General features: G+C 66.9%; 15 protein-coding genes and 1 tRNA gene. 5 read left to right on the top strand and 11 right to left on the bottom strand.

The window, feature by feature from the left end:
• Window positions 1-58: 58 nt before the first annotated feature.
• A tRNA-Arg gene (locus tag ACW9UR_RS20650) sits at window positions 59-135 on the bottom strand.
• A gap of 73 nt (window positions 136-208) precedes the next feature.
• Window positions 209-520 (bottom strand): ETC complex I subunit, encoded by a 312-nt coding sequence (locus ACW9UR_RS20645; RefSeq protein ID WP_458918955.1) that lies wholly within the window; start codon window positions 518-520, stop codon window positions 209-211.
• 324 nt (window positions 521-844) lie between these two features.
• Between ACW9UR_RS20645 and uvrB the strand changes: the two genes are divergently transcribed.
• Window positions 845-3,025, top strand: coding sequence for an excinuclease ABC subunit UvrB (gene uvrB, locus ACW9UR_RS20640; protein WP_458918954.1), 2,181 nt, complete (start codon window positions 845-847; stop codon window positions 3,023-3,025).
• A 65-nt stretch (window positions 3,026-3,090) separates the two neighbouring features.
• Here the strand turns inward: uvrB and ACW9UR_RS20635 are convergent, their stop codons facing one another.
• Complete coding sequence (locus ACW9UR_RS20635; protein WP_458918953.1) at window positions 3,091-3,738, bottom strand: hypothetical protein; 648 nt, start codon at window positions 3,736-3,738, stop codon at window positions 3,091-3,093.
• 280 nt (window positions 3,739-4,018) lie between these two features.
• Between ACW9UR_RS20635 and ACW9UR_RS20630 the strand changes: the two genes are divergently transcribed.
• Window positions 4,019-4,273, top strand: coding sequence for a hypothetical protein (locus ACW9UR_RS20630; RefSeq protein ID WP_458918952.1), 255 nt, complete (start codon window positions 4,019-4,021; stop codon window positions 4,271-4,273).
• 36 nt (window positions 4,274-4,309) lie between these two features.
• Here ACW9UR_RS20630 and ACW9UR_RS20625 read toward each other — a convergent pair whose 3' ends face one another.
• Window positions 4,310-4,780, bottom strand: a complete 471-nt coding sequence (locus ACW9UR_RS20625) for a methyltransferase family protein (protein WP_458918951.1) — start codon at window positions 4,778-4,780, stop codon at window positions 4,310-4,312.
• Window positions 4,781-4,828: 48 nt separating this feature from the next.
• Between ACW9UR_RS20625 and ACW9UR_RS20620 the strand changes: the two genes are divergently transcribed.
• From ACW9UR_RS20620 to ACW9UR_RS20610, 3 genes are all read left to right on the top strand, one after another.
• Window positions 4,829-5,662, top strand: coding sequence for a DUF6782 family putative metallopeptidase (locus ACW9UR_RS20620; RefSeq protein ID WP_458918950.1), 834 nt, complete (start codon window positions 4,829-4,831; stop codon window positions 5,660-5,662).
• Window positions 5,663-5,805: 143 nt separating this feature from the next.
• Window positions 5,806-6,144, top strand: coding sequence for a hypothetical protein (locus ACW9UR_RS20615; RefSeq protein ID WP_458918949.1), 339 nt, complete (start codon window positions 5,806-5,808; stop codon window positions 6,142-6,144).
• Between the two features lie 84 nt (window positions 6,145-6,228).
• The gene (locus ACW9UR_RS20610; RefSeq protein WP_458918948.1) at window positions 6,229-6,606 is read left to right on the top strand and encodes a hypothetical protein; all 378 of its coding nucleotides are present in this window, start codon (window positions 6,229-6,231) and stop codon (window positions 6,604-6,606) included.
• Window positions 6,607-6,727: 121 nt separating this feature from the next.
• Here the strand turns inward: ACW9UR_RS20610 and ACW9UR_RS20605 are convergent, their stop codons facing one another.
• From ACW9UR_RS20605 to ACW9UR_RS20575, 7 genes are all read right to left on the bottom strand, one after another.
• Window positions 6,728-7,054, bottom strand: a complete 327-nt coding sequence (locus ACW9UR_RS20605; RefSeq protein ID WP_458918947.1) for an antibiotic biosynthesis monooxygenase family protein — start codon at window positions 7,052-7,054, stop codon at window positions 6,728-6,730.
• A 51-nt stretch (window positions 7,055-7,105) separates the two neighbouring features.
• Window positions 7,106-7,714: an SOS response-associated peptidase gene (locus tag ACW9UR_RS20600; protein WP_458918946.1), complete on the bottom strand. Its 609-nt coding sequence runs from the start codon at window positions 7,712-7,714 to the stop codon at window positions 7,106-7,108.
• Between the two features lie 4 nt (window positions 7,715-7,718).
• Complete coding sequence (locus ACW9UR_RS20595; protein ID WP_458918945.1) at window positions 7,719-9,134, bottom strand: pyridoxal phosphate-dependent decarboxylase family protein; 1,416 nt, start codon at window positions 9,132-9,134, stop codon at window positions 7,719-7,721.
• Window positions 9,135-9,166: 32 nt separating this feature from the next.
• Window positions 9,167-9,793, bottom strand: a complete 627-nt coding sequence (locus ACW9UR_RS20590; RefSeq protein ID WP_458918944.1) for an extensin-like domain-containing protein — start codon at window positions 9,791-9,793, stop codon at window positions 9,167-9,169.
• Window positions 9,790-10,722 carry a prephenate/arogenate dehydrogenase family protein gene (locus ACW9UR_RS20585; protein WP_458918943.1) on the bottom strand — a complete coding sequence of 311 codons (933 nt, stop codon included), beginning with the start codon at window positions 10,720-10,722 and terminating at the stop codon, window positions 9,790-9,792. Before ACW9UR_RS20585 ends, ACW9UR_RS20590 begins: the two co-directional genes overlap by 4 nt.
• Entirely contained in the window at window positions 10,719-11,807 is a 1,089-nt protein-coding gene (gene hisC / locus ACW9UR_RS20580) for a histidinol-phosphate transaminase (RefSeq protein ID WP_458918942.1), read from the bottom strand. Before hisC ends, ACW9UR_RS20585 begins: the two co-directional genes overlap by 4 nt.
• Window positions 11,808-11,873: 66 nt before the next feature.
• Entirely contained in the window at window positions 11,874-14,069 is a 2,196-nt protein-coding gene (locus ACW9UR_RS20575) for a primosomal protein N' (RefSeq protein WP_458918941.1), read from the bottom strand.
• Between the last annotated feature and the right edge of the window lie 15 nt (window positions 14,070-14,084).

The raw sequence follows: 14,084 nt of genomic DNA, 5'->3' as shown, positions 1-14,084 counted from the left end.
GCGCACGCTTATGCTTTCTTTTGCGCACTCATCTGCTTTTTCTGACTGCCGATCAATATGGCGACCCCTCCAGGACTCGAACCCGGAACCTGCTGATTAGAAGTCAGCTGCTCTATCCTGTTGAGCTAAGGGGCCGTCGCGCAACGGGTGTCGCCCCAAACGCGGGGCCGGTCAAGAGGCCCGGGGTGATCCGGGGCGGCTTGTGCGGCTAGTGTGTCCAGCCGCTGCGGCGGTTGTGGGCGAAGTTGTCCCCGTAGCCACCGGGGCGGATGTTGGGCTTACGCTCTTTGGGATCGCGCAGACGGTACTCGATGCCGTACTTGTCGGCATAGGCCTTGGCCTGCTCCAGCGTCTCGAAGCGCAGCTTCACCTGGGTCTGCGTGTCGCCCGAGCCGACCCAGCCCATCAGCGGATCGCGGCGGCGCGCCTCGGACGGAGCGAATTCCAGGACCCAAAGCTTGGTGCCCGCGACACCCGACTGCATCGCGTTGCGCGCTGGCTTGTAGATTCGTGCCGGCATGCCGCCCTCCGTTTCTGCGTCCGGCCGTTCTCGGCCGCCCGCGAAATCGTATCGCCAATTCGGCGGCGCGTGGCAAGGGCAGAGATGCCGCCGGGCGGACGCTTGAGGGGGTGGGTGGGGGTGGTGTGGGTGGTCAGCGTCCGACCGGCGGCATTCAACTGCTGCTTGCACAATCACACTAAGATGCTCAAACCCTTCACGCAACCTTAAATTGATTAGTTCGTGATAATTTTTCGCGAAACTCAACCCGAGGTTTTAACGCGCTCTTAACCTTGAACTTGGCGCCGCAGCCCGCACATGATGCGGATCACCAAGGGGGCCGACATGAGCGTAGAGAACGCCGCACCGCTGGTGCAGCCGCACGACCGTCAGAAGCTGGATGGCGGCCGCCGCATCGTAATGCACAGCGAATTCAAGCCCGCGGGTGACCAGCCCACGGCGATCGCCGAGCTGTCTGAAGGCGTCAGCGCAGGCGAGCAGAACCAGGTGCTGCTGGGTGCGACCGGCACCGGCAAGACCTACACGATGGCCAAGGTCATCGAGGCGACGCAGCGTCCGGCGATCATCCTCGCCCCCAACAAGACGCTGGCTGCCCAGCTTTACGGAGAGTTCAAGGGCTTCTTCCCCGACAACGCGGTAGAATATTTCGTCAGCTACTACGACTACTACCAGCCAGAGGCCTATGTGCCGCGCTCGGACACCTATATCGAGAAGGAATCCCAGATCAACGAGCAGATCGACCGGATGCGCCACTCGGCCACCCGGGCGCTGCTTGAACGGGACGACGTCATCATCGTCGCCTCGGTTTCCTGCATCTACGGTATCGGTTCGGTCGAAACCTACGGCGCGATGACCCAGGACCTGATCGTCGGCAACGAGTACGACCAGCGCAAGGTCATGGCCGACCTGGTGGCGCAGCAGTACAAGCGCAACGACAACGCCTTCCAGCGCGGCAGCTTCCGGGTCCGGGGCGACAGCCTCGAGATCTGGCCCGCCCACCTCGAGGACCGCGCCTGGCGCCTGTCCTTCTTCGGCGAGGAACTGGAAAGCCTGGTCGAGTTCGATCCGCTGACCGGGCAGAAGACCGGCGCGATGGACAAGACCCGCGTCTATGCCAACTCGCACTACGTCACGCCGCGCCCGACGATGCAGCAGGCGATCAAGGGCATCAAGGCCGAGCTGAAACAGCGCCTCGACCAGCTGGTCGCCGAGGGCAAGCTACTGGAAGCCCAGCGGCTTGAGCAGCGCACCAACTTCGACCTCGAGATGCTCGAGGCGACCGGCGTCTGCAACGGGATCGAGAACTACTCGCGCTACCTGACCGGCCGTGCACCGGGCGAGCCACCCCCGACCCTGTTCGAATACATCCCCGACAACGCCATAGTCTTCGCCGACGAAAGCCACGTCTCGGTCCCGCAGATCGGCGCGATGTACAAGGGCGACTACCGACGCAAGTTCACCCTGGCAGAGCACGGCTTCCGCCTGCCCTCCTGCATGGACAACCGCCCCCTCAAGTTCGAGGAATGGGACGCCATGCGCCCGCAGTCCGTCTTCGTCTCGGCCACCCCCGCCGCGTGGGAGCTGGAGCAATCCGGCGGCGTCTTCACCGAACAGGTCATCCGCCCCACCGGCCTGCTGGATCCCCCGGTCGAGATCCGCCCCGTCGAGACCCAGGTCGACGATCTGCTGGACGAGATCCGGCAGGTCGCCAAGGGCGGCCACCGCGTCCTTTGCACCGTGCTGACCAAGCGCATGGCCGAGGACCTGACCGAATACCTGCACGAACAGGGCATCCGCGTCCGCTACATGCACTCGGACATCGACACGCTGGAACGGATCGAGATCCTGCGCGACCTGCGCCTTGGCGCCTTCGACGTACTGGTGGGCATCAACCTGCTGCGCGAGGGTCTCGACATCCCCGAATGCGGGCTGGTGGCGATCCTCGATGCCGACAAGGAGGGCTTCCTGCGCTCGGAAACCTCGCTGATCCAGACCATCGGCCGCGCCGCGCGCAACGCCGACGGCAAGGTCATCATGTACGCCGACCGGATCACCGGCAGCATGGAGCGCGCCATCGGCGAGACCGACCGCCGCCGCGCCAAGCAGCAGGCCTACAACGAGGAACACGGCATCACGCCCGCAACGGTCCGCAAAAACGTCGAGGACGTGCTGGCCGGGCTCTACCAGGGCGACACCGACATGGCCCGCGTGACGGCCAAGGTCGACAAGCCGCTGGTCGGCGCGAACTTGCAGGCGCATCTCGACGCGCTGCGCAAGGACATGGTCAAGGCCGCCGAGAACCTGGAGTTCGAGGAAGCCGCCCGCCTGCGCGACGAGATCAAGCGCCTGGAAGAGGTCGACCTCGCCGTCCACGACGACCCGCTGGCCCGCCAGTCGGCAGTCGAAGCGGCGGTGGAAACCTCCCGCAAGGCCGAGGGCCGCAGCACCGCCGGCCGCCCGGGCCAGCGCGGGGGGAACGTGGCGCGGCGGAAACGGAGCGGGTAGGTCATTCGTAGGCTAAATTAGGGAATTTTGGCGAATTCCCCTGAGGCCATAAAACTGCAAGCTCTCTAGCTTGGCCCGTCGCCGTCATCCTCACGTTTTACTTTGATCAGTTCAAAAATTCTCTCCTGTAAGCCCATCTGGAGACCTGCAGCAATTCCTCGAGCCGCTCCCATCACTATTACCCCGGAGGCGCTGAGACCCACTACCCAAAGGAACAACTTTGCTGCATCACCCGCCGTCCTGATCTCGGCAGAAAGCATCCCCATGCTAGACAATAGATCAAACAAGCTGATCCACTCCGGCGGAGAGGAATGCTTAACGACATTTACTTCCCTCAAATCGATTGAAGACCTACGAGATCGGCTTGACCCATTCACATCCGAAAAGTTGTCATAATCATTGTCGAATGAACGTAACAACCAGCCTGTAATGTCATCTACATCTATCCGCCGCGCCTCAGAAACGACGAAAGACCTGCCCTCAACTGAGGATCCCAGATAGAAATCGGAGCTGAAATCAACTCTTGAATAATCACCAGTGATTTCCGAGAAAACCTCCTCGAGTTTCGCTTGCGCCCTACCTTGATCCCCAAACTCATTGGTTTGAAACGGATACCACATTAGAGAATACCAAGCCTTCTGCGAAACGGCTTTATCTGAAGCGCCATCTCCAAAGAGAATATTTTCAGAAAAATTTGTCTGCACTATTTCCATTTATTTTGGGACTCCATTATTATGACGACTCTAAATATCCTCTAAGGACCCGCCGACAATATACCGGAACAGCAGCCGCCACCACGGGAGTTCGATGCTCCAGAAAACCGCTACAAGCCGGGCAATTACAGAGTAGTAAGGCTTTTCCCCCCAGTTCGCAGCGCCCCTTGAACGACTCACCCCCCGAGCGCATATTCCGCGGCAGCCGCGCTGCGAGGCTCCGCGCGGCCGCCGCAAGGGATGTCCCCCAGGGCAACACCCTCACCTGAAAGAACCGCACATGCGCGTCCTTCTTGCAGCGGCCCTTCTGGCCGTCGCGTCGCCTGCCCTTGCCGACTACACCTCCGGCACCGTCGCCGGGTTCGACAGCCGCACCAACACGCTGACGCTTACCGATCAGACCGTGTGGATGCTGCCGAAGACCACCGCCGTGCCCGAGGCGCTGACCTCCGGCGACCGCGTCATCATCAACTTCCGGTCCAATGCCGACAACGGCTGGGACAAGGTCTACGGGATCGAACGCGCCGCGAACTGACCGGACGGGCGGCGGGCCGGCCCCCGCCTTCCTTCGCTAGAGCCACCGACGCACCTGCCGCCGGTAGCCTGCATAGGTTTCGCCGAACCGCGCCGACAGGTACCGCTCCTCCGGCGCGATCATCCAGCGGTCGAGCACCAGTGCCGACACCAGCGCCGTGCCCAGCAGCCAGAGTGAATCCAGCGCCAGGCCCAGCCCCAGCGCGATCAGCACCGTGCCCAGGTAGTTCGGATTGCGCGAAACGCGGAACGCACCGCCGGTCAGCAGCTCGGTCGTCGGCACGCCCGGAAGATTGGGCTGCGCGCCGGCATCCAGCGTGCGCTTGGCCCAGCCGATCAGCCCGGCCCCCGCCAGCGCCAGCAGCACGCCCGCAACGATCAGCCAGACATTGGGAAACCCGGCGATCCGTGTCGGCCAAAGCCATTCCGCGATCCCGCCCAGCACGGCGAGCGGAAACAGCACCACGTCGCTGATCTTCCATGGATGTTGATGCGCAGCGTCCGCCATGAAACCTCCCGCGCCGCAGGATGCCCCCGCGCCCGTGGCATCGCAAGCTTGCCCAAGCCCGCCCTGCCCCTGCACACTTCGCCCATGCGCTGCGCGATCCTTCTGCTGACCCTGCTGCCCCTCGCCGCCCCCGCGGCCGAGCCGGTACCCGCGCCCTGGCACCCCGAGGGCAGCGCTCTCTGCCTTTCACCGGGTCAGACCCCGACCTCCGACGCTCAGCACCGACTTGCCGCCCTCCTTGACCGGATGGGCCCGATCTTCGACGGCTTCCCCTCACTGACCAAAGCCTGGAACAGCGCCAAGCCGCCGCTCTGCGTCGAGGATCGGGGCATCGCGGCCCGCGGCTACCTGGAAACCTCCTCGCCCCGGATCGTGCTCCGCGACGACCTGCCCCAGGGCACCCAGGCGGTGATCCTCGTCCACGAACTGCGCCACCTGGAGCAATGGACCCGCGGCATCTGCCTGCAAAACGGCCTGACGATGGAGGCGACCGCCCGCGCCGCTTTCGTGCTGGAGGCCGACGCCGCCGCCGTCACAGCCCTCGTCGCCTGGGCCGAGGCCGAGGCGGGCCGCGATGACCTCTGGCAGGCACTCCGAGGAATGCCGCTCTTTGCGGACATCGGCGCAACCTTCGCAGACCGCATGACCGCAGGCGCAAGTGTCGCCGAAGCCACTGCCGCCGCCTTCGATGCCTGGTACGCCGACGACACCCGGCGCGATGCCTATTACCGCGCGGTCTGCTCGGACTACCTGGACCGGCTGGACGCGTCCAAGCGCCTGGCCGGGACCGCAGAGCTACCCCAGGACTACCTCGACGGGGTCTGCCGGCTGCCGTCGGGCGGCGGATACTCCTGCGCCGAACCCGAGAAACTGCCTCGATGATACCGCCCTGACGGGCAGGCGGCACGCCGGGCTCTCCCCACGGGCGGCATCGCCGTGGCAGCTGCCACACCGGGTGGCACCACAGCTTTGACCGCCGGCTGTCACAGGCGCACGCTGTCTTTACTGCTTTTGGGGAGGCAGCCATGACCAGCCTGATCTTCGGCCTCGGATTCTCGCTTATCACGGCGCTTGTCGTGATCCTCGGCGATACGGCCATCAAGTACGCGGCGGACAGCGGCCATACGGCCTTGTCCCGACTGGTGCTGGTCGGAGTGGTCCTCTACGCCGTCTCTGCGCTGCTCTGGTTCGTGGCCATGCGCCACGTCACGCTGGCCCAGGCGGGCGTCGCCTATTCCATGTTCAGCCTGATCGCGCTGTGCCTGATCGGCGCGGTCCTGTTCGACGAGCCGATCCGCCTGCGCGAGGGCCTTGGGATCCTAACCGCCTGCGTCGCGATGATCCTGATGATCCGGGTGGCGTGATCGCCGAACCGCCGCGCACGCACCCAATTCGCGCCGCAATCGCACATCAGACCGCCGGGACAGACCAGAAATACGGACGTCCCAATGAATAGACCCCTCGCCGCGCTGGCCCTGATGTCGCTTTCCGCCTGCGCGCACAGTGCGAACGACATCCAGGCCGCCTATGTCTCGCCCGTGGAATACGCCAGCTTCTCGTGCCGGCAGCTCTATGACGAATCCGTCCGGGTGGCGACGCGGACGAACGAACTGGCGGGTGCACAGAACAAGCAGGCGCAGGACGATGCGGTGGCCACCACGTTCGCCGTGGTGCTGTTCCTGCCCGCCGCCTTCCTGATCAACGGGAACGACCAGACGGCAACCGAATTGTCCCAGCTCAAAGGCCGGCTGGCCGCCCTGAAGGAGGCCAACAGCCAGAAGGACTGCGGCATCGTTTTCGAGGCCCCGGCCGCCGGGAAAGCCTGACGAGAATGCCGCGGCGGAAGGGCTCCGGCGCGGCATTTAGGATGTTTTTACGAAGTTTTCAGGATATATTTCAGAGGCTTAAGGGGGTTTTCACGATGAAATCCCCGATTTTCACGCTGTTTCAGCCTGCCTCGACCGTATGCGCGACCTCGTACATCACCGGCTCGAAACTCCGGCAGAGCGCGGTCAGCTCGCGGTTCACGCTGCGCATATGGTCGGTCCGCAGCATCGCCAGGAAATCCTCACGCCGGGTCCACTGGGAATAGTTCGCGATGCGGGTCTGGGCGTCGTTCACATGCAGCCCCGCCGCGATGAAACCGGGCTGGTGGCGGATGAACCCGTCATAGGCCTCGGTCAGCTTGTCCAGCAGGTCCTGGCAGGTGCCGGGGTTGACCTCGAACGTGGTGAGGACGGTCTGGTGGCTGGCTCCGCTGGTAATGGTCGGCATCTGGCTCCTCCTGGTGGTCCACCCCCAGCCTAGCACGAGCGCCGCCCGCTTTCACTTCAGCGTCGACTTTTCAACGTGCAACCGCCCCTCCGGCAACGGCACCAGCAGGCTCGAGGGGTCGGGCCCGGTCAGCCACTCCGCGACCGCGTCCGGACCCGGCAGGATCACCGGCATCCGGTGGTGGTACTCGGCAACGTCAGCGCTCGGCTCGCAGGTCAGCGTGGCAAGCTGCCGGACCTGCGCCCCGCCAGGTGCGGTCCAGGTATCGAAGATCGCGGCGAAGGCCAGCAGCCCGCCCTCCACCGCACCGATCCGCCAGCGGGTCTTGGCGCGCGGCTTGCCCGTCCACTCGTACCAGGCATCGACCGGCAGAACCGCGCGCCCGACACCTTCGTAGGCGGACTTGTCGAAGACGGTCTCCGAGCGGGCGTTGAAGATCGTCTCCATCACCGGACGCCCACGCGCGTTGACCCGGCCGGACATGACCATGCCCCAGCGCGCCTCGGTCAGCAGGCGGGTTTCATCATGCAGGATCAGCGCGGCGACCTGCTCTCCCGGAGCCACATCCTCGCGCGGGCCCGGGTCCGGGGCATCCAACCGGGCATCGAAGGCCCGCGCGACCTGCGCCAGCGGCGTGGTCAGCGCGAACCGGCCGGGCACGGACCTAGTGCCCCAGCCCGGCGGCGCAGTCCCGGATTGCTTCGAACGCCATTTCGGCATCCTCGCCGGTCATCGTGAACGCCCCGGCCTGGAAGCGCAGCACCATCACCCCATCGAGCTTCGTATGGGTCAGGTAGATCCGCCCGTCGTCGTTGATCGCCTCGAGCAGCGACAGGGTCAGTGCATCCGGATCCGGCGCACCTTCGGGCACGTAGCGGAAGGAAAACAGCGACAGCACCGGCTCGGTCACGACCTCGAAGCCCGGCTCCTTGGCCAGCCGCGCCGCCAACTCGCGGGACCAGCGGACGTGGTCGCGGATCATCTGCCTGAGGCCGCGCAGCCCGTGGGCGCGGATCAGGAACCACAGTTTCAGCGCGCGAAAGCGGCGGCCCAGCGGGATCGACCAGTCCGAATAGTCCCGCGCCCCCTTCTGCCCCACGGTGCGCAGGTACTCGGGCTTCATCGCCAGCGTCCGCACCAGCTCGTCCGGGTTCTTCAGGTAGTGGGCCGAGCAGTCGAACTGCGCCCCAAGCCATTTGTGCGGGTTGAAAACCACCGAGTCGGCGTGCTCGACACCCACCCACAACGCCCGATGCTCGGGGCAGATCATCGCGGCGCCGGCCCAGGCGGCATCGACGTGCAGGAACAGCCCCTCCTCCCGCGCGATGGCCGAGACCTGCTCCAGCGGGTCGGTCGCGCCGACCCCGGTGCCGCCGACCGCCGCGACGATCCCGGCGGGCAGGTACCCGGCGGCGCGGTCCCCGGCGATCATCCGGCGAAGCGCCTCGGGGTCCATCCCCCGCAGGCCGCCTGTGATCGGCACACGCACAAGGTTGTCCTGCCCGATCCCGGCGAAGCGCACCGCCCGGTCGACCGAGCTGTGCACCTCGGACGAGGCATAGACCCGAAGCCGCGGCTGCCCCGGTAGCCCCTCCTTGTTGCCGGCGAAGCCCAGCGCCCGCTCGCGCATCACCAGCACCGCAGCCAGCGTCGCGGTCGAGGCGCTATCCTGGATAACGCCGATGAAATCGGACGGTAGATCAATCGCTTGCCGCAACCAGTCCATCATCCGGGTTTCCAGCTCAGTCGCGGCGGGCGAGGTCTGCCACAGCATGCACTGCGCGGCCATCGCGTTGACCAATACCTCGGCGAAGGCGGACACCGGCGCGGCATTCGCGGGAAAATAAGCGAAGAAGCGCGGGTGCTGCCAATGGGTCATGCCCGGCACGATGACGCGCTTGAAGTCGTCGAAGATCGCCTCGATCCCCTCGGCATCCTCGGGGGGCACAGCGGGCAGTTGGGCGAGGATTTCACCCGGTTCGACCTGCGCGCGCACCGGGCGGTCGCGCAGGGTCTCGTGATACTCGGCGGCCCAGCGCGAGGCTTCGGCCCCCCAGTGGGCGAAGTCCTTCCAGTCCATCACCACCACCCCCTGCGATCAGTATAGCGCACTCAGCGGCAGTAGCGGCGGCTCATGTTCGAGACATCGAAGTGGAAGTGATCGCGATGGTGCCGGTCGGCGCGCGGGCCGAGCACGACACCGAACGGGCCACAGGCGTTGGCGTGGACGGTACGCAGCATCGGCGACCATTCGCTCCCGCCCCAGTCGCCCAACACGGTGATGGTCTCGCCGTTGGCGAACTGGAAAGCCGAGATGTCGACGGCGTTGCCCTTGGAATGCTCGGACATCTTGCCGGAACTGCCGTTGTTGCGGCGACGGCAGGAATAAGAGGCCGCGATCTTCATGCCCGTCAGCTTGGTGCCGGCCTGTTCCGCCACCGGCTGCGCGGCGCTGGTGGTCCAGCTATAGAGCGCCTTGGCGGTCTGGCAGTTGATCCGCGCCGAGGGCGACAACCGGACCGAGCCGACCGCGTAGACCCGCACCGCGTCCTGCACGCCGCAGGAACCGGGGCCATCGATATCGGCGATTTGTTCACCTAGGATCAAAGGGTTGCCGCAGATCGCGCCGACTTCGGCCGGCAGGCCCATGGCACGGGCCAGGTCGACTCCCTCGTCGCCTCCCCTGCCGCAGGTGCCGAGCACCATTATCGAAAGAAGGGCAACGAAGCGTGCGATCATTTCCGGTCCTCCGTCTTGCGGGCGGCAGATCGGCCGAAGTCCGGCGCGCCGATATCCTGCCCTGCGCTGATGATGCCCCGCCGTATTGCGCGGGTACGGGTGAAGTAAGCGTGAAGATGGTTGCCATCGCCAGTGCGGATGGCGCGTTGCAGCGCGAAGAGTTCCTCGGTGAAGCGGCCGAGAATCTCGAGCGTCGCTTCCTTGTTGTTGAGGAACACGTCGCGCCACATGGTCGGGTCCGATGCCGCGATCCGCGTGAAGTCGCGGAAACCGGCGGCGGAGTAGTTGATGACTTCCTGCTCGGTCACCCGGCGCATGTCGTCGGCGACGCCGACCATCGTATAGGCGATCAGGTGCGGCGCGTGGCTGGTGACGGCCAGCACCAGGTCGTGGTGCGCGGCGTCCATCGCCTCGGTCTTGGCACCCATGTCTTCCCAGAAGGTGCGCAAGGTTGCGACCGCCTGCGGATCGCCGCCGTCGACAGGGGTGAACAGGCACCAGCGGTTGTCGAAAAGTTCGGCGAAGCCCGAGGCAGGGCCGGATTCCTCAGTCCCCGCAATCGGGTGGGCGGGCACGAAATGCACGCCCTCGGGGACGTGCGGGCCGACTTCCTCGATCACGCGAGCCTTGACCGAGCCGACATCCGAGAGCGTCGCGCCCGGCGCCAGCACCGGCGCGATCTGCTGCGCCACGGCGCCCATCGCGCCCACCGGCACGCAGAGGATCACCAGGTCGGCGCCCTTGGCAGCCTCGGCAGGAGTATCGCACACCTCGCAAAGGCCCAGCCGGGCGGCCTCGGCCCGGGTCTCGGGCGAGCGCGCGGTGCCGGTGATCCGTCCCTCGAACCCGGCGCGGCGCGCGGCGTGCACGATGGACGAGGCGATCAGGCCCAGGCCGATCAGCGCGATGTGGCGGTAGGGCTGACTCACGGATTGGCCTTCAGGAACTCGCCCAGGATCGCGACGACGCGGCGGCAGGCGATCTCGTCGCCGACGGTGATGCGCAGGTAGTCGGGCAGGCCGTACCCGGCGACGCCGCGCACGATCAGCCCGTGACTACGCAGGTGCGCATCCGCGGCGGCGGCCTGTTCGGGGCTGGCGAAGCGGGGCAGGACGAAGTTGGCGAAGCTGGGGTCGGTGGGCAGGCCCATCGCGTTCAACTCGTCGATCATCCACTCGCGCCACTGGGCGTTGGCCTTGCGCGAATACTCGACCCAGGCGGTATCGCGGATCGCAGCCTCGGCGGCGGCGAGCGCGGTAGAGGAGACGTTGAACGGCCCCCGCACCCGGTTCAGCACGTCCCAGACGGCGGCAGGGGCATAGCACCAGCCGATGCGCAGCCCGCCGAGCCCGTGGATCTTCGAGAAGGTCCGGGTCATCACCACGTTGTCACGGCTTTCGACCAGCCGGGCGTGGCCGTCGAAGCCCTCGACGTACTCCGCATAGGCGCCGTCGAGCACCAGCAGCACGCCGTCGGGCAGGCCGTCCGCAAGACGCTCGATCTCGGCATCGGGGATCATCGTGCCGGTCGGGTTGTTCGGGTTCGCGAGGAAGACGATCGCGGTGCGCGGGGTGATCGCCTTCAGGATCGCATCGACATCCGCCGTGCGGTGCTTCTCGGGGACCTTCACCGGGGTCGCCCCGGCGGCTAGCGCCGAGATCGGGTACATGGCGAAACCGTGCTCGGTGTAGACGACCTCGTCGCCCTCGCCCGCATAGGCGCCGCAGAGAAGCGAGATCAGCTCGTCCGAGCCCGCGCCGCAAGTGATCCGCGTCGGGTCGAGGCCGTGGACCTCGGCGATGGCGGCCCGCAGCTCGCGGTGGTCGGACGACGGATAGACGTTCACGTGCTCGGCGGCGTCGCGCACCGCCTGCTTGGCGGCGGCGGAGGCCCCCAGCGGGTTCTCGTTCGAGCTGAGCTTGGTCACGGCATTGGCGCCTTCGGCGGCGCTATCGCCAGCCTTGTAGGGCGCGATGTCCAGAATACCGGGTTGCGGGGTCGGTGCGGCGGTCATGGGGAACTCCTAGGATGCCGGCGTGACTAGCGAACCCGGGGCCGCTTGGGAAGTCCGGCGGCACGGTCAATAAAAGGATTGTGGGTCTATGTCGATAGTGACCCTCGTATTGGAGGGTACTTGCACGGATCCCCGCCAATCGGCGAGCGCCTGCTGCAACCCGACACCGCGCGGCGCCTTGACCAGAAGCCGGACACGCACGCGGCCCCGGACACGGGCGACGGGGGCAGCGACCGGGCCGAAAACCTGCGCGCCGAGCCGGGTCAGGTGGCCTGCGTTCTGCGCGAGCGCGCGGCCGACGCCGAAGGCGCGCTGCTCGTCCGGGGCATTGATGATGACGCCCGCCATGCGGCCGTAGGGCGGCGCGCCGGCGGCCTCGCGGGCGGCGGCTTCGGCTTTCCAGAACGCCTCTTCGTCGCCGTGGAGGATCGCGCGGATCACGCCGTGGTCCGGCTGGTAGGTCTGGAGCAACGCCGCGCCGGGCTTGTCGGCGCGGCCCGCGCGGCCGGCGACCTGCCGGATCAGCTGGAAGGTGCGCTCGGCGGCGCGCAGGTCGGCGCCCATCAGGCCGAGGTCAGCGTCCACAACGCCGACCAGCGTCAGCAGTGGGAAGTTGTGGCCCTTGGCTACGATCTGAGTGCCGACGATGACGTCCGCGCCGCCCGCGGCGATCTCCTCGATCCGGGCCTTCAGCGCGCGGGCGCTTTCCATCTGGTCCGAGGACAGCACTGCGATACGGGCGTCGGGGAAACGGGCGGTGACCTCTTCGGCGATACGCTCGACGCCGGGACCTATGGCGGTCAGCTTGCCCTCGACCTTGCAGTTCGGGCATTCGGTCGGGATCGGCTGGCTGTCGCCGCACTGGTGGCAGACGAGGCGCTTGCGGAAGCGGTGCTCGACCAGCCGGGCGTCGCAGTGGTTGCAGCCCAATTGGTGCCCGCAGGCCCGGCACAGGGTCAGCGGCGCATAGCCCCGGCGGTTCAGGAACAGCAGAGACTGCTCGCCGGCTTCGATTCGGGCGCGGACCTGCTCGACCAGTCCGGGGGACAGCCAGGTGCCGCGCTCGGGTGTGTCGGTACGCATGTCGACGGCGGCCATCTCGGGCAAGGCGGCGGTGCCGAAGCGCTGCGGCAGGTCGAGCCGCTGGTACTTGCCCGCATCGGCGTTGGCCCAGGTCTCAAGCGCCGGTGTCGCCGAGGCGAGGATAACCGAGGCCTTGCAGATCGACGCGCGTAGCACGCCCATGTCGCGGGCGTGGTAGAGTGCGCCGTCCTCCTGCTTGTAGGAACTGTCGTGCTCCTCGTCGACGACCAGCAGACCAAGATCGCGGAACGGCAGGAACAGCGCCGAGCGCGCGCCGACGACAAGCTGCGCCTGCCCCTCGGCGACGGCGTTCCAGCAGCGGCGGCGCTCGGCCTGGGTGACGCCGGAGTGCCACTCGGCGGGCTTGGCGCCGAAACGCTCCTCTACCCGGTCGAGGAAGGCCCCGGTCAGCGCGATCTCGGGCAGCAGCACCAGCGCCTGACGGCCCTGCGAGAGCGCCTCGGCCACGGCTTCCAGATAAACCTCGGTCTTGCCCGAGCCGGTGACGCCCTTGAGCAACGTCGTGGAATAGCGCCGCGTGGCTACGGTTGCGCGCAGAGCCTTGGCGGCGCGGGTCTGGTCGTCGGACAAGGACCGCCCAGCGAGCCCGCCGTTCAGCCGATCATAGGGCCGGTCGCGCGGCTCTGGCACACGGACCAGCACGCCCTGCGCCTCGAGCCCCTTGAGCACCGAGGACGACACGCCCGCCAGCTGCGACAACTCGCTGGGCGCGAAACCCGCGCCGCCGTGTTCCTCGAGAACGTCCAGCACGCGGGCGCGGGCCGGGGTCACGCGGTCCGGCTCCCCCTGCCCCCGGCGAAGCACGTCTCGGGTGCCCGGCGGCTGGCCGAGGCCGGGGCAGCGGGTGGCAAGGCGCAGCATCATCGACAGCGGCGTCAGGGTGTAGTCGCTGGCCCGGGCCAGGAACTCGCGCATCTCGGGGCGCATCGGCGGCACGTCCAGAACTCCGGCAACGCGGCGGATCTTCGCCGGGTCGAAACTGCCCTCGCCCGGCCCCCATACAACGCCCACCACCTTGCGCGGGCCCAGCGGGACCACGACGAAATCGCCCGTTGAGACGCCGCCCTCGGGCGCCTTGTAGTCCAGCACCCGGTCGATCGGCTCGGCCGTGAGCACGCCGACCAGCGCGCCTTCGGGAAATCCCCTGCCGTGGCTCACGCGGAGGCCCGATTC

The organism is Halovulum sp. GXIMD14794, assembly GCF_054457455.1.
This window is presented reverse-complemented; position numbering and strand designations above follow the sequence as displayed.

What these genes read in the sequence shown, in the direction of transcription:
- ACW9UR_RS20645 (WP_458918955.1), bottom strand. Translation starts at nt 520, where the DNA reads ATGCCGGCACGAATCTACAAGCCAGCGCGCAACGCGATGCAGTCGGGT.
- uvrB (WP_458918954.1), top strand. Translation starts at nt 845, where the DNA reads ATGAGCGTAGAGAACGCCGCACCGCTGGTGCAGCCGCACGACCGTCAG.
- ACW9UR_RS20635 (WP_458918953.1), bottom strand. Translation starts at nt 3,738, where the DNA reads ATGGAAATAGTGCAGACAAATTTTTCTGAAAATATTCTCTTTGGAGAT.
- ACW9UR_RS20630 (WP_458918952.1), top strand. Translation starts at nt 4,019, where the DNA reads ATGCGCGTCCTTCTTGCAGCGGCCCTTCTGGCCGTCGCGTCGCCTGCC.
- ACW9UR_RS20625 (WP_458918951.1), bottom strand. Translation starts at nt 4,780, where the DNA reads ATGGCGGACGCTGCGCATCAACATCCATGGAAGATCAGCGACGTGGTG.
- ACW9UR_RS20615 (WP_458918949.1), top strand. Translation starts at nt 5,806, where the DNA reads ATGACCAGCCTGATCTTCGGCCTCGGATTCTCGCTTATCACGGCGCTT.
- ACW9UR_RS20610 (WP_458918948.1), top strand. Translation starts at nt 6,229, where the DNA reads ATGAATAGACCCCTCGCCGCGCTGGCCCTGATGTCGCTTTCCGCCTGC.
- ACW9UR_RS20605 (WP_458918947.1), bottom strand. Translation starts at nt 7,054, where the DNA reads ATGCCGACCATTACCAGCGGAGCCAGCCACCAGACCGTCCTCACCACG.
- ACW9UR_RS20595 (WP_458918945.1), bottom strand. Translation starts at nt 9,134, where the DNA reads ATGGACTGGAAGGACTTCGCCCACTGGGGGGCCGAAGCCTCGCGCTGG.
- ACW9UR_RS20590 (WP_458918944.1), bottom strand. Translation starts at nt 9,793, where the DNA reads ATGATCGCACGCTTCGTTGCCCTTCTTTCGATAATGGTGCTCGGCACC.
- hisC (WP_458918942.1), bottom strand. Translation starts at nt 11,807, where the DNA reads ATGACCGCCGCACCGACCCCGCAACCCGGTATTCTGGACATCGCGCCC.